General features: G+C 62.0%; 16 protein-coding genes and 2 tRNA genes. 10 read left to right on the forward strand and 8 right to left on the reverse strand.

Annotation, left to right across the window (positions count from 1 at the left end; genetic code table 11):
- Positions 1–93 precede the first annotated feature (93 nt).
- Both KBX19_RS09100 and KBX19_RS09105 read left to right on the forward strand, forming a co-directional pair.
- Positions 94–495, forward strand: a complete 402-nt coding sequence (locus tag KBX19_RS09100) for a globin (RefSeq protein ID WP_255998541.1) — start codon at positions 94–96, stop codon at positions 493–495.
- A 49-nt stretch (positions 496–544) separates the two neighbouring features.
- A complete protein-coding gene (locus KBX19_RS09105) occupies positions 545–1,450 on the forward strand; it encodes a D-arabinono-1,4-lactone oxidase (protein ID WP_255998548.1) in 906 nt (301 codons plus the stop codon).
- Positions 1,451–1,629: 179 nt separating this feature from the next.
- On the opposite strand, the gene KBX19_RS09110 is transcribed toward KBX19_RS09105, so the two are convergent.
- The 5 genes from KBX19_RS09110 to KBX19_RS09130 all read right to left on the reverse strand — a co-directional run bounded on the left by KBX19_RS09110 (position 1,630) and on the right by KBX19_RS09130 (position 7,339).
- Entirely contained in the window at positions 1,630–2,304 is a 675-nt protein-coding gene (locus KBX19_RS09110) for a hypothetical protein (RefSeq protein WP_255998618.1), read from the reverse strand.
- Between the two features lie 4 nt (positions 2,305–2,308).
- A complete protein-coding gene (locus KBX19_RS09115; RefSeq protein WP_005289010.1) occupies positions 2,309–2,722 on the reverse strand; it encodes a thioesterase family protein in 414 nt (137 codons plus the stop codon).
- 36 nt (positions 2,723–2,758) lie between these two features.
- Entirely contained in the window at positions 2,759–4,429 is a 1,671-nt protein-coding gene (gene ettA / locus KBX19_RS09120) for an energy-dependent translational throttle protein EttA (RefSeq protein WP_255998550.1), read from the reverse strand.
- A gap of 110 nt (positions 4,430–4,539) precedes the next feature.
- Entirely contained in the window at positions 4,540–5,148 is a 609-nt protein-coding gene (gene ssb, locus KBX19_RS09125) for a single-stranded DNA-binding protein (RefSeq protein ID WP_255998552.1), read from the reverse strand.
- 151 nt (positions 5,149–5,299) lie between these two features.
- Positions 5,300–7,339, reverse strand: a complete 2,040-nt coding sequence (locus KBX19_RS09130) for a cytochrome c oxidase assembly protein (RefSeq protein ID WP_255998554.1) — start codon at positions 7,337–7,339, stop codon at positions 5,300–5,302.
- Positions 7,340–7,398: 59 nt separating this feature from the next.
- Here KBX19_RS09130 and KBX19_RS09135 point away from each other — a divergent pair.
- The 8 genes from KBX19_RS09135 (at position 7,399) to KBX19_RS09170 (ending at position 10,564) form a co-directional block, all read left to right on the forward strand.
- Positions 7,399–7,472 (forward strand) — tRNA-Arg (locus KBX19_RS09135).
- 101 nt (positions 7,473–7,573) lie between these two features.
- Positions 7,574–7,747, forward strand: a complete 174-nt coding sequence (locus KBX19_RS09140; RefSeq protein WP_005288996.1) for a hypothetical protein — start codon at positions 7,574–7,576, stop codon at positions 7,745–7,747.
- On the forward strand, positions 7,747–7,998 hold the full coding sequence (locus KBX19_RS09145; RefSeq protein WP_255998556.1) for a hypothetical protein: 252 nt from the start codon (positions 7,747–7,749) through the stop codon (positions 7,996–7,998). The genes KBX19_RS09140 and KBX19_RS09145 overlap by 1 nt, the downstream gene beginning before the upstream one ends.
- A 121-nt stretch (positions 7,999–8,119) precedes the next feature.
- Complete coding sequence (locus KBX19_RS09150; RefSeq protein ID WP_255998558.1) at positions 8,120–8,689, forward strand: hypothetical protein; 570 nt, start codon at positions 8,120–8,122, stop codon at positions 8,687–8,689.
- Complete coding sequence (locus KBX19_RS09155) at positions 8,682–8,909, forward strand: helix-turn-helix transcriptional regulator (protein ID WP_255998560.1); 228 nt, start codon at positions 8,682–8,684, stop codon at positions 8,907–8,909. The genes KBX19_RS09150 and KBX19_RS09155 overlap by 8 nt, the downstream gene beginning before the upstream one ends.
- A 30-nt stretch (positions 8,910–8,939) precedes the next feature.
- On the forward strand, positions 8,940–9,740 hold the full coding sequence (cmrA, locus tag KBX19_RS09160; protein ID WP_255998562.1) for a mycolate reductase: 801 nt from the start codon (positions 8,940–8,942) through the stop codon (positions 9,738–9,740).
- Positions 9,741–9,775: 35 nt separating this feature from the next.
- Positions 9,776–10,429, forward strand: coding sequence for an oligoribonuclease (gene orn, locus KBX19_RS09165; protein ID WP_255998564.1), 654 nt, complete (start codon positions 9,776–9,778; stop codon positions 10,427–10,429).
- 59 nt (positions 10,430–10,488) lie between these two features.
- A tRNA-His gene (locus KBX19_RS09170) sits at positions 10,489–10,564 on the forward strand.
- A 95-nt stretch (positions 10,565–10,659) separates the two neighbouring features.
- Here the strand turns inward: KBX19_RS09170 and KBX19_RS09175 are convergent.
- The 3 genes from KBX19_RS09175 to KBX19_RS09185 form a co-directional block, all read right to left on the reverse strand.
- Positions 10,660–12,375 carry a relaxase/mobilization nuclease domain-containing protein gene (locus KBX19_RS09175; RefSeq protein ID WP_255998566.1) on the reverse strand — a complete coding sequence of 572 codons (1,716 nt, stop codon included), beginning with the start codon at positions 12,373–12,375 and terminating at the stop codon, positions 10,660–10,662.
- A gap of 38 nt (positions 12,376–12,413) precedes the next feature.
- On the reverse strand, positions 12,414–12,809 hold the full coding sequence (mobC, locus tag KBX19_RS09180; RefSeq protein ID WP_255998567.1) for a plasmid mobilization relaxosome protein MobC: 396 nt from the start codon (positions 12,807–12,809) through the stop codon (positions 12,414–12,416).
- Positions 12,810–13,069: 260 nt separating this feature from the next.
- On the reverse strand, positions 13,070–13,558 hold the full coding sequence (locus KBX19_RS09185; protein ID WP_255998568.1) for a hypothetical protein: 489 nt from the start codon (positions 13,556–13,558) through the stop codon (positions 13,070–13,072).
- Positions 13,559–13,577: the final 19 nt, after the last annotated feature.

The following is a 13,577-nucleotide window of genomic DNA, read 5'->3' on the forward strand; positions in this document are numbered from 1 at the left end:
GTCGATAAGCGGGGCGTCGATAAGCGTGCTCTGCCCCAGAGTAGACCAAGCGGTTCATTTGCTCTGATTCGCCCCCTGGTTAACATTCAATGCATGGATTCGCTTTATAGCGCACTTGGCGGCGAGGACTTTTTCCGCCGCCTCGTCAGCGGCTTTTATACGCAGGTCAAGACCGATGACCTCATCGGCCCGATGTACCCGGACGACGACTGGGACGGTGCTGAGGACCGCCTTCGCTGGTTCCTCGCACAGTATTGGGGTGGACCGCCGACGTTCAACGAGCAGCGCGGTGCTCCGATGCTGCGGCGGCGCCACTTCCCCTTCCGCATCGGCATGGCGGAGGCTGAGCGCTGGCTCGAGCTGATGAGCAACTCCCTCGACCAATTCAGCGAGGATGAACTCAACCCTGCCCAGCGCGAGGCGTTGTGGAACCACATGCAGCGTGTGGCGTACATGATGATCAATCAGCCTGGTGAACATCCCGGCATGCGATAAATATTCAAAACGGCCAACGGGTTAGTTTTGCCCAGCTACGATTACCCGTATGCCGTCTACTGTGACTCGCCCGTCCCAGACGCTGTTGAGCATCGTGCCGTCGCTGATCAGCGCTGGCCGCGCCGTCGCCCCCTGCGCCGCCGTCGACATCGCGGCGTTCGACTACAACGCGTCCCAAATGACGTCGCGGGCGCGGGGGTTGCCGATTCGTGTGGCGTCGAAAAGCTTGCGCAGTGTCGCTGCTTTACGACGCGCACTCTCCCACGACGGGTACCGCGGCATCCTCGCCTACAGCGTGCCGGAGGCGATCAACCTGGCACGCGAGGGTTTCGACGACATCGTGGTGGCCTACCCGTCGGTGAACAAAGTCGCGCTAGCTGAGCTAGCTGCAGATGCGTCGCTGCGCGGGACGATCACCGTCATGGTCGATTGCGTAGCGCACCTCGACCTCATCCGTGCTGCCCCCTTCCTCAACGGTGTCGCCGCCGACGCCATGGCCGCCAACCGCTACCGTTCCCGCGCCCACGAGGTCTTCGCCACCCCACGTCGCGTGAAGTTCCACGAGATGGAGGTCGCCGTGCCGCTCGAAGCCGGCCCGGAGACAGTGCGCGAGATCCGCCGCGAACTGGACAAACGCGGCTGGATCATTCCCTTCCCGCTCGAACTGCGCTCCACAGCCGCCGACGACGTGGCCCTGTCCACCTCCACCGGGCGTGAATCGATGTACATCGCTTTCCACGTGCCCAAGGCGATGAACCCGCACGACTACTTCCCCCACCTCGAGCCGATCCTCAAGGCCGCCGGCGGCCGGCCGCACTGGGGCAAGATGCACACCATGGGCCGGGAAGACTTCGCCAAGACCTACCCGCGTTTCGACGAGTTTTGCTCCCTCCGCGAGCAGATGGATCCGGACCGCACCTTCGGCTCGGAGCACCTCACCCGCTTGTTCGGGTAGTCGGCCCCAGCCAGTCTCGAGCTGGGTTCATATCGGACGGAGGACTGGTTCGCCTGCCATAGGTACGCCCATCGCAGTTCGCCTTTGACGGTTCGCCTTTGACGGTTCGACGACGGGGAAAACTGCAGGTCGCGTCTAGAACCGCAGCATGAAAGTCGAACGACGAAAGGCGAACGGAGCTAGAACAGCAAGTTGAGCCCAGCCGAGTGGTACACGCTACCGAAGGGCGCATCCATTCGGATCCAGCGGCCAGCCGTAGAGATGCGCAAGTGCCGGGGAATCTCCGGCGGCGCCGAGGGACCAGGTATCAGGCCGAGGGATGTGCAGGTGAAGATCATGCGCATCGGGATCTCTACTGCGTCCGTCGGCGTCGAACTCTCGGCCGGTGTGGTGGGGGACTGCACCGTCAGAACGATCTGCTCCAGCAAGGACCGCGGCGGGCCCAGGGGACCGGAGAACTGGCGGGCTAGCCTGCGCCCCTGATCGGCGAGGTCGCGGACCACGGCGACGGGCACCATCTCGCGCTCGACGAAACCGGTCTTCGGCGGCAGAGCGCCGATCCAGTCGTGGTCGCGGGCGGGGCCGAGCTCGGATCGCCCCTCGGCAAGTGCGGTGTCCAAGGCGCGGGCCGACACGACCGCTCCGTCGCGCGAGACCGACCCCGTCACCCGGCGCGAGGCCACGCAATCGAACGGGGTGGTCACGAACACGTCGATCGGGGTGCTGCTGCCGGGGGCGGATGGGGCGTCGCTAAGCACGGCGAAACGCGCGGAAGCCTGCGCATCAAGATGAAGCGCGCGGGAGGTCAGGGCTTTCAGCCCCGCCGCTCCCGCGCTGACATGTAGTGCTTCCAGGGCGCTACTCCCCAGCCTTGGCGGTGAGGATGCCGCGCTCCTGCTGGGTGATCTCACGCGGGGACGCGGTAGACAGGTCAACGGCGACGAGCACGCAGGTCACAATGCCGCACACCCGGCCCTGACGGTCCTTGATTTCCTGGACCGTCTTGAAAGAGGTGTTGCCGATCTCAACGACAGTAGAGACCACCTCCACCTCGAGAGAGTCCGGCATGACGGGACGCAGGAAGTCGACCTCAGCGCGGCGGACGAAGACGCCGAACTCCTGGCCGTTGTTCTCGAACTGCTCCTTGGTGAACCTGATGCGGGCCTCTTGAGCGATATCAAGGTAGGCGCAGTTGTTCAGGTGGCCGTAGCGGTCGAAGTCGTTCCAGCGCAGCGCGATGATGTGCGTGTTCGCCGGGTTGTTGTCTGCCATGTGGTTCCTTTCGAAGAGCAGCTCGAAAAAGCAGCGTTAGCGGGTGAGTTTACGGTGGGTGACGCGCGACGGTTTCGCCGCTTCCTCACCGAGGCGGTCGACCTTGTTGGCCTCGTAGTCGCCGAAGTTTCCTTCGAACCAGAACCACTTGCCCTCCTCGATGTTACCTTCCCAGGCGAGGATGTGGGTGCAGGTGCGGTCGAGGAACCAGCGGTCGTGGGAGATCACCACAGCACAACCCGGGAAGTTCTGCAGGGCGTTTTCCAGGGAGCCGAGGGTTTCAACATCGAGGTCGTTTGTCGGCTCATCGAGCAGGATCAGGTTTCCGCCCTGCTTCAGCGTCAACGCCAGGTTGAGACGGTTACGCTCACCACCGGAGAGCACCTTCGACGGCTTCTGCTGGTCCGGGCCCTTGAAACCGAACGCGGACAAGTACGCGCGCGACGGCATCTCGTTCTGGCCGACGTGGATGTAGTCGAGGCCGTCGGAGACGACCTCCCACACGGTCTGCTCCGGGTCAATATTGGCGCGGTTCTGGTCCACGTAGGACAACTGCACGGTATCGCCGACCTCGACAGAACCAGCGTCCGGGTCCTCCAAGCCGACGATCGTCTTGAACAGGGTGGTCTTACCCACACCGTTCGGGCCGATGACACCGACGATGCCGTTACGCGGCAGAGTGAACGACAGGTCCTTGATCAGGGTGCGGCCATCGAAACCCTTGTCCAGGTTCTTGACCTCCACGACCTTGTTGCCCAGACGCGGCGGCGTAGGGATCTGGATCTCTTCAAAGTCGAGCTTCTTGTACTGCTCCGCCTCGGCCGCCATCTCCTCGTAACGCTCCAGACGAGCCTTGTTCTTCGCCTGGCGTGCCTTCGGGGAAGAACGGACCCACTCCAGCTCGCCCTTGAGGCGCTTCTGCAGCTTCTGGTCCTTCTTGCCGGCAATCTCCAGACGCTCGGCCTTCTTCTCCAGGTAGGTGGAGTAGTTGCCCTCGTAGGGGTAGAGCTTGCCGCGGTCGACCTCACAGATCCACTCCGCGACGTGGTCGAGGAAGTAGCGGTCGTGAGTGACGGCCAGAACGGCACCCGGGTAGTCCTGCAGGTGCTTCTCCAGCCAGAGGACACTCTCGGCATCGAGGTGGTTCGTAGGCTCGTCGAGAAGCAGCAGGTCCGGCTGGCTGAGCAGCAGCTTGGCCAGTGCGACACGACGGCGCTCACCACCGGAGAGGTTGGTCACCGGGGAATCCGACGGCGGGCAGCGCAGCGCCTCCATGGCCTGCTCAATCTTGGAGTCGACCTCCCACGCGTCAGCGGCGTCGAGCTCCTCCTGGAGCTTGCCCATTTCCTCCATGAGCTCGTCGGAGTAGTTGGTGGCCATCTCGGTGGCGATCTCCTCGAAGCGCTGCTTCTTCTCAAAGATGTCGCCCAGGCCCTCTTCGACGTTCTCGCGGACCGTCTTGTCCTCGTTGAGCGGCGGCTCCTGCAGGAGGATGCCCACGGTCGCGCCGGGGTCGAGGAAGGCCTCGCCGTTGTTCGGCTGGTCGATGCCGGCCATGATCTTCAGCAGCGAGGACTTACCCGCTCCGTTCGGGCCCACGACACCGATCTTGGCGCCGGGGTAGAAAGCCATGGTGACATTGTCCAGGATGACCTTGTCACCGACGGCCCTGCGAACGTTCTTCATCGTGTAGATGAACTCAGCCACTAGGGGCCCCCTTTACATGCGTGTTGGCGGCTATTTGCGTAAACCACCACAAAGGGTACATCACGCACTCACCGCCTGATCCGCAAGCAGAGAAACCGTTCCTGTGCGCTCTACGCCGCCCCCACCGTTTCCTCTTCCGGGGCGTGCTCCCCCATGTCAGACGGGCCGCGGTTCATCAGGGACTCGAGTGCTTCGTCGTCATAGCTCGGTGGCTCTGGCTGGGCCGTCGGCTGGTTGGTGGGCTGGCTGGTGGGCTGGTTAGTTGGTGTCTCGCCGATCTCCCCGGCAATGTCCTCGCGCGTGCGCAGATTGACCGACGGGATGTCGCCCGCGGTGTGCTCCTTGGCGGTCGTGCATTTCGACGACGCCTGGTACCTGTTGAGCTCCAGCGCCACCTGAGCCGCCTTGATCAGCTGCTTGGAACGCTTTGTGCCGCCCTCATCCACCCAAGTCTCAGTAACGAGACGGCCGACTACGACGGCGGGTAAGCCCTTCCGCAGTGATGCCTCGACATTGACGGCCAGTTGGCCCCAGCATTCGACGTCGATGAACAGGCTGTCAGCGTCCGCCCACACGGGCCGGCCGTCAGCGGTGGTGCTGTCTGTGCGCACGCGGCGACTCGATGCGAGACGGAACTTGGTCAGGGTCGAGCCGGTCTTGAAGATCTTGCAGACGGGATCGTCGGTGAGGTTTCCAGAAAGCGTGATGGGTGATTGCATGGTCGGAGTTTCCTTTCGCGGTTTGCTGGTGGGTGGGGTGCCCTTCCAGGGTCGACCACGCAATCAACCTGCGCAAAGAGGCCCGAAAAAGCCTGTGGATAACGGTGAGTTATCCACAGGCGGGTGGGGGCGGGAGGCGTCGATAAGCGTGCTACTTCTCGCTGCGACGGCCGGTCTGCGAGTACTGCGCGAGCATCTCGTTGTAGGCGCGCCATTCCGCATCGCCCGTCTCGTCCTCACTGCGGTCTTTAGCCCTCGCATCAGCACGATCTTCCCGCAGCCACCCCAGAAGAAGGATGATGAAGACCACGGCCATGGGGAAGCTTCCCGACGCCCAACCAATGCCCCCGCCGACCTTCTGATCGCGTAGCAGATCCGGGTTCCATGGGAGCCCAAGATTTTCGTAGAAGCTTTCCGCCAGAACAATATTGAGCTGCATCAGGTACACGCCCATGAAAAGGTGCAGCGGCATGGAGACAACAAACCAACCGAAGCGGGCCACGGTCGGGCGTCGTCCCGGGATGTGGTCGGGGCCAATGAGATCCCAGAAGTAGAAGTACCCGGAGACTAAGAAAACCGCGTTCATGATCACGTGCCCCGCGTGCTCTGACACCGCGACTTCGTAGAGCGATGGGAAGACATAGAGGATGTAGAACACGACCAGGAACTGGATCGTCGACACCGGCGGGTAGGTGATCACGCGCAGGAACGTCGACTCCTCGAAGGCCTCCACCCACGCGCGGATGTTGAACTCCCCTGCCGGGTAGGCCTGTTTGATCAGCGTCAGCGGCGCACCCATCACCAGTAGGACGGGCGCACCCATGGACAGGATCATGTGCACGATCATGTGGATGGAGAAGCTCGCCGGCATGTACATGCCCAGGCCAGAGGACATGGTCACAACAATGGTCGCGCATCCGGCGATCCACCAGGCGGTGCGCCCGCGGTCCCAGCCTTCAACCCGACGGGTGAGATGCAGGTAGTAGATGGCCAGCAAGATGGCGATGACGCTGAAGAGCACCTCGAAGCGCCACATGGTGAAGATGTTTGCCACTGTCGGTTCGACCTCAAGGTTGTAGCCCATCTGGACCTGCATGTTGGTGATCGCCGGGTCGAGCGGCGCAGGCGGCGGAGTGCGCCCCATGGACACAGCCACACCCGTCACCGCAGCCATGACGAGCGCCTCCACGACCGCAATGCGGGTGAACAGCGGCGGTTTCCGGTCCAGCTGCGGGATTGTGATCTGCCGGTGGGCGAAGCCGAGCAATCCCAGCACGACCAAACCGATTGTTTTGAACAAAACGGTCCAGCCGTAGGCGGTGGAGAGAAGATCGTCGAAACGCACGCGGATGAGCGCGTTAATCACGCCAGAGATGGTCATGGCGAAAAACGCGAACAGGGCGATGAGCGAGTAGCGGTGCACCGCCTGCTGCATGTGCGGGCCGAGCCTGCGCCCGTGCGCGATGAGTGCGAGCAGCCCGCCGACCCAAATCATCATGAACACCAGGTGCCACAGGTACGAGTTGGTGCCGTAGTCGTGGTTGCCACCGGTCGCGGAGTGGCCGGACATTCCCAGCGGCATCACTGCGGCGATCGCGCCGAGGAAGAGCGGCGTTTGCGCCATCCACGATCCCGCCGCGAAACCGAATCCAGCGACGATCGCTGCAATGGCTGCCACGAGCAGCCAGATCTTCGCGTCCGCCACGCGGTCGAGCGCGGTGCCCCACATCTCGGCGGAGAAGAGAATCTGGGATAACGGTGTGCCGGAGACGTCGGAAAGCACGAGCGGAACCATGAGCACACCGATTACGGCCAGCCCGGCGCTCGCCCATGCCCCCGTGCGCGCGGCCAAGTGCCCATCGACGGTCAGTCGGGCAGTTTTCAGGGGGCCGTCTGGCGGGATGAGGTAGGCGGAGAACATGAAGGAGCCCGTGGCCAGAGCAGCAAGGAGCCATGCAATTGCGCGTATCGACGGCAACCCCACCGTGGTCACCACCCCCGGGTCCGGAATACCCAACGACGCCAACGAGCCGCCCAGGAACGCCTGCGCAAGGGCCCCAGCGACCACCGCGGCGACTGCGAACGCAGCCAGATAGATCGGCCAGGCCGCACGCACATGCCCACGCGACCGCTCGCGGGCCACCGAGTCCTGCTTGCGTTCCGCCTGCTCCACCGCCTGGTCTGCTGACATGGCCTTTACCCTACTTTCGGTGCAGTGGGATACGATAATTCCCGCCCCAGTGGGGCACTGCCTCCGTAGCTCAGTGGATTAGAGCATCCGGTTTCTACCCGGCTGGTCGCGGGTTCGAATCCTGCCGGGGGCGCTTTTTCATAGGCCTTTCACCTGCGATTACGGCCCCGCGCAGCGCAAAATCGCTAGACTGGTCGCATAGCCGAAATCACCTAGCACGATTGAGGAGCGACCATGAGCAAGGACAGCATCCCAAGCTTTGACCAGGCGCAAGACGCCGACGATGCAGCCAAGGCGGCCGTCAACCCGACGCCGACCCGCGACGACAGCATCAACAACCTGGGTGACCCGGACGCAGACGGCAACTTCCAGGACCGCACCGAGAAGGAAAGCGAGAAGGCGAACTAATGGCCGACAACACGCAGGCAAATAACGCCCAGCCGGGCGACGGTCCCGACAAGCTTCTCGACGCTGCAACGCGCCGCATCGGCAACGAGCCCGACACTGACCCCATCTCCGACCTTGAGCGCCTGGAGTCCCGCGATCTGAACAACCTGGACAAAGAGGACTTCGGCGACGGCAACGAGGGGGACGACGACTCCAGCTACGCCAACGACAACCCGGACGGTCCGTCCGAGGTCAACCGCGGCGGCGAGTAACCCGCAAACGCACTCAGCGCCGACCCCGATACTGGGGCGGCGCTTTTTCACCCTTGACACCATATCGAATAGCGATATTATCGAATTACGACAGCATCGAATATCGATAAGGAGTCGCACCATGAACACACCTACGCCCCAACCGGCAAAGCAGCCCACAGCGAAAGACGAGCGGGATTTGAACTCGACCACGTTCGGAGTCACCGCCCTAGTCGCCCTCTGGATCAGCTTCGAAATCTTCGAGATGATCCACAACGGTATCGTGATCACCCGCCTATCCCCTGCCGTCGAGGGTGGCATCGTCTTTGCCGATATCCCCAGCGGCGCCCAGTGGCTTTACGGCATTGGTCTGGCCACGAAGTACATCGGCCTCCTCGGCACCGGGATGACACTGAGCATGATCGGCTGGAACATGTCCAAAGGGCGGATCTTCACGCAACGCAACGTCACTCTCCTTAACTTCGGCACTGGCGCGATGTTCGCTTATTTCATCGGTCGCATCGGATTCGAGGGTCTGGGTAACAATTTCGTTGCCTCGGATCTGGGCCTGGAGCAATGGTGGGACACCGGTGTCAGCACCCCGTACTCCGAGTTCACACCAGCACTGATCCTCCTGTTCACCCTCGGCCTCGCTTCCATGCTTCTGCGCCGCGGCGCCCGGTTGAAGGAGGACGTGGACGGCCTTGTCTAATCCGATCAATCCAGCGGAGTCCCAGGTCGTCTGCCACCTGGACCGGCTCATGGCGGAGCGCGGCATCACCGGTGCCGCGCTCGCGGAGCAGGTCGGCATCACGCCGGTGAATCTATCCGTGCTCAAGAACAACCGCGCGAAGGCAGTCCGGTTCTCCACGCTCGCCGCGATCTGCCAGGCCTTGGACTGCCAACCGGGAGACATCTTCTCCGTGCAGTAGCCTGCAGTAACCTGCAGTAGGCTCGCACGCATGAGCTTTCCCCAACCCTCCATCAATTCCTACGCGCTGATTACCGGCGCCAGCCAGGGCATCGGCGAGGCTATGGCCCGCGACTTCGCCAAGGCGGGCTACAACCTCATTATCGTGGCCCGACGCGAGGACGTCCTGCAGAAACTTGCCACCGAGCTCGAAGATGCCCACGGCGTCGGAGTCATCGTCGCCGCTAAGGATCTCTCTGTGGCCGAGCAGGTCGATGAGCTCATCGAGCTTATCGACGAAAAAGCCATCTCCATCTGCGTCAACTCCGCCGGTATCGCCTCCTTCGGGCCGTTCATGAACCAAGACTGGGATTACGAGACAAACCAGTACAACTTGAACGCCACGGCGGTCTTCCGCATCACCAAGGCAGTGTTGGACCAGATGGTTCCGCGCGGCGAGGGCGCCCTATGCAACGTCGGCTCCGCCGCCGGCAACGCCCCGATCCCGAACAACGCAACCTACGTGTTCACCAAGGCCGGCGTGAACACGTTCACCGAATCGCTGCACTACGAGCTGAAGAAGACCGGCGTGCACTGCACCCTGCTCGCCCCCGGCCCGGTGCGCGACGCCGTCGTTCCGGAGGAAGAACAGTCCATCGTGGACAAGGTCGTCCCAGACTTTCTGTGGACCAGCTACGAGTCCTGCTCCGAGGAAACCATCGCTGCGATGATGAAGAACCAGCGCCGCGTCACCCCCGGGCCGCTGTCGAAGGCGATGGACTTCCTATCCTCCTACGCCCCGCGGGCCGTGATCGCGCCGGTGACCGGCTGGTTCTACGCCAAGATGGGCTAACCGCCCCCACAACACGGGCGGGTAGGTTGGAGACCATGAGCGAAGAACCCTCCGCAGAACCCACTGCCCTACCCGCCAAGGACGACCGCATTGTTTGGATCGACCTGGAGATGACGGGCCTCGACCCGCAGCGTCACGTCATTGTTGAAGTCGCAGCACTCGTCACGGACGCGGAGCTGAACATCCTCGACGGCGGCATTGACCTTGTCGTCCACGCCACCGACGCAGAACTCGCCGAAATGGATGACTTCGTCACCGAAATGCACGGCAGCTCCGGGCTGACGGAACAGATCAAGGCTTCCACTGTGGCGTTGCGGGAGGCAGAGGAGGCGGTGCTGGAACTCGTCGATAAGCATTGCGGCGAGCACCGCCCACCGCTGGCTGGCAACTCGATCGCCACTGACCGCACCTTCATTCGCGCGCACATGCCGGAACTGGACGAGCGTCTGCACTACCGGATGATCGACGTCTCCACCATCAAGGAGCTCACCCGCCGCTGGTACCCGAAGGCGTACTACAACCAGCCCGAAAAGGGCATGGCGCACCGTGCTCTCGCCGACATTGTAGAGTCCATCCGCGAGCTCGACTACTACCGCCGTGCCGTGTTCACCCCCGCTCCCGGCCCCGACTCTGACGCGGCGGCGGTATGCGCGACCGAATCGACCGAGACCTACCAGCCGTTTTTGTAAAACCGGCGCAGTGAACTAATGTGATGTAGCGCTGCCCACGCACGCGACGGGCAGCGATGGTGGCTGTAGTTCAGCTGGTAGAGCACCAGGTTGTGATCCTGGGTGTCGCGGGTTCGAGTCCCGTCAGCCACCCCAAAAATACCCCGTGACCTGCATCAACAGGTTACGGGGTATATTGCTTTAATCGCCGGGTACGTTAAAGAGTACGTTATAGATTCTGGAAATTCAGCTCAGCGAGGCGAGTCCGGCGAGTCCGGCGAGTCCGGCGAGTCCGGCGAGTCCGGCGAGGCGACCCGATGCTGTTGCTGCTGTTGTCTCCGCCGTGCCGTATCACGACGCACCGCATCGAGTCGCCGCTGGTTCTCTCCGACAGTACGCAACATCTCATCGCGACCGAACCGCCCGCCAATAGGGTCAACCAAACGCGTACGCGGTGTCACATACGCGTCGTGATCGCGGGCGACGGAACCATCATCGTCAATCAGATGATCGAGAAACTCAGCGTCAGTGCCGTCAAACCCCGAGCGCTGGAATTGCCGAAACTCATCGTCCATCACGCGCTGTTCGAGGAAATCAAAATCGACCTGCCGCATATTCTCTACCGAGCTGTCGGGCGACCACGGCGCGGGCGTACTGGTGTGCCGAGGCGAGGACGGCCCCGCTGAGGCCGCGCTGCTTCGTTCAGTGGGTTGCTGTTGTCGGCCCCCAGCCTGCTGCGCATCTCGTTGTGCTTCGCCTCGGCTTCGGCCAGCTCGCGCTCCCTCTTCTCGTCGTGACCGTCGTTGTCGAAGATCTCGTTCATCCTCGCCTGAACGACAAGCTCCGCCTGGTTCTCGCTCATCTCCAACAGCTCGTCCTGTTCCGCCGTCGTGAACAGTGTCGGCAGTTGTTTCTGCGGCTGCGGCGGCGGGGGCGGTGTCGTTGCTGGTGTCGGCGAAGATTTCGGAGTATCGCTCGCGCAATGACGGTGCTCCGTCGGCACCGGCGGTACCGACGGCTTGATCTGCTGGCGCGGCTGTAGGTTCTTCTTGCGCTTCTTGGGCATGGTAGTGCTCCTGTTGTGTGATTTGCTGTTGCTGGATTAACTGTCGCTGATACTGCTGCTGCAGCTGCTCAATGCGCTGCTGTACGGCATCAAGGGTGTACTTGTCTTTGCCTAACCGCGAGCCGGTGCGTTTTGTCGAGCGCGAGCCGCGAGAAGTGGCGTAGCGAATTTCTTCGCCGTCATCGTCGACCAGGGCGTAGCTAGTGGCTGTTACATCATCGCGGTCTTGCTTCTTGTGAGTCGTGACGCGAAAAGACACGCTGTACTCACCGGCGATGGCCTGCGCGACTTCAAGGCCGCCTGAGACTGTCGGAGCGGCCGTTACGCGCGGGTCTGCAAAGACAGCATCTACGCGCTGCGACATTTCGCTACGCCAATTCTCTTTGGTGATTTCGGGTAGTGGCGCGCCGCGAAGATTCCGCTGCGATTGCCCTTGCGGTTGCCCCGGATCAGGTGCGTACACTTCTAGGCCGAGGTCGCGCATCACGGCATCATTGACGTTCGCTACAGCGTAAAAGTTCCGCGCATTACGGGGAGTTTTGCCGGTCACCCGGTCGTGATTCGCAATGATGATGTGGTTATGAATATGACCGCTCTCACTGTCGATGTGCGTCGCTACTACTACATCACTGTTCGGCGCGATACGGCGCGCGAGTTCCATACCGGCGAGATGTGCGAGCTGAACATCGAAGGGATTATCTTTGTCCAATTCATCAGGATGGAAAGACTGGATTATCAACTCAGCTTGATTCTCACGCCGAGGGTGGCGGGCAATCTCCGCGACAGTCTCGCTAATAAACTGCTCCGGCGTAGCGTCTGGCGTAGCGCTGACAACACTGTACGCAGCGGCGCGCACATCGTCGTTGCGCATATTCTCGTACGTGCCGTAGACCGCGTACACCGTGGCCGCGCCTACACTTTTCGTTCGCTGAATTTTGGTTACTGACATGCCTGTTTCACCCGCTCTTCCAGTAACCGCAGTTGGTCTTTGACACAAGTGAGCGCTGTCTCAATCTCGAACGGGTCAGGGTCGTAGCCTTCAATTAACAGTTCAGCCGTCAGTGCGTTCGCGGCGCGGACGAGCTGATTCACGTTCGTTCCGATGCGGTTGACTTCCTGCGTCAATCGCGCGAGTTCCTGACGCGTCTCAGGCGGCAGTTGGCGTAACTCTTCAAACACTGACGGCGGCACGCGCCCTGTCAACGAGTCGAGCGCTAGGCGCACAACTTCCGCCGTCGGCAATTCCATTCTGTCAGCCAATGCACGTAAGTAATCGGCGCGCTCTGCATCGAAGCGACACGTTAGCCGCAATGCGTCTAGATTCTGTCCAGTCATGATTTCATCTGCTTTCTCGTTGTAACTCTTCGTATCGCCGCTACGCGACGAGGCGGCTACACCGCTGGCGCGATCTAGCCGTGACTTACTTACCCCGCACGCGTTGAGCGATTACCGTCCCGAGCGAAACTTCGTTGTCGTCGGGCACTGGTAATCGTCAAAGACGGCGTGGCAAGTAAGTGGCAAGCATCCCCTTCAGCACCGCTCCGCGGCACTGGGGGAGCTTGTGAGGGGTCTAGCCGACCCCTTCAAACCCCGGCCTAAAACTCCGGCGCGTTCGCACCTTCGTTATGGGTCTCCGGCGCGTTCGCACCGTCACCGTCCTGGCCGTCGCCGTCCTTCTGGTCTTCGCCGTCCTGGCCGTCGTCCTCCTGGTCGATGACTCCCAGATGTACGGCAAGTTCGGCGACAGACAGATTCAGAAAGTCGCCGTACGCCTCGCCACCGTTGGCGGCGTCGCGAAACGCTTCGCCCAAAAGCCGGTCCTGTTCGCGGCGCGTGAGTTCTTCGGCTACGGCTTCATCGGCCGAGTCGATGAGGCCGACAGCAACCGCGAGTTCCGCGACTGACTTGTTCAAGTAATCGCCGAAGTCGTCGCCCTCGTTGGCGGCGTCCATCAACGCCCGACCGCAAAGCCGTTCAAATTCCAGCTTTTGCTTTCGGGCCTGTTCCGCCGCGCGACGCTTCTCGTCTTCGAGCTTGCGCATACGAGCGGCGGCCTTTTCGATCTGATTTGTCTTGACAGACATGAGGGATTGAGTCCTTTCG

It is taken from the genome of Corynebacterium sp. CCUG 71335, assembly GCF_024454075.1.
GTDB classification, from domain to species: Bacteria; Actinomycetota; Actinomycetes; order Mycobacteriales; family Mycobacteriaceae; genus Corynebacterium; species Corynebacterium genitalium.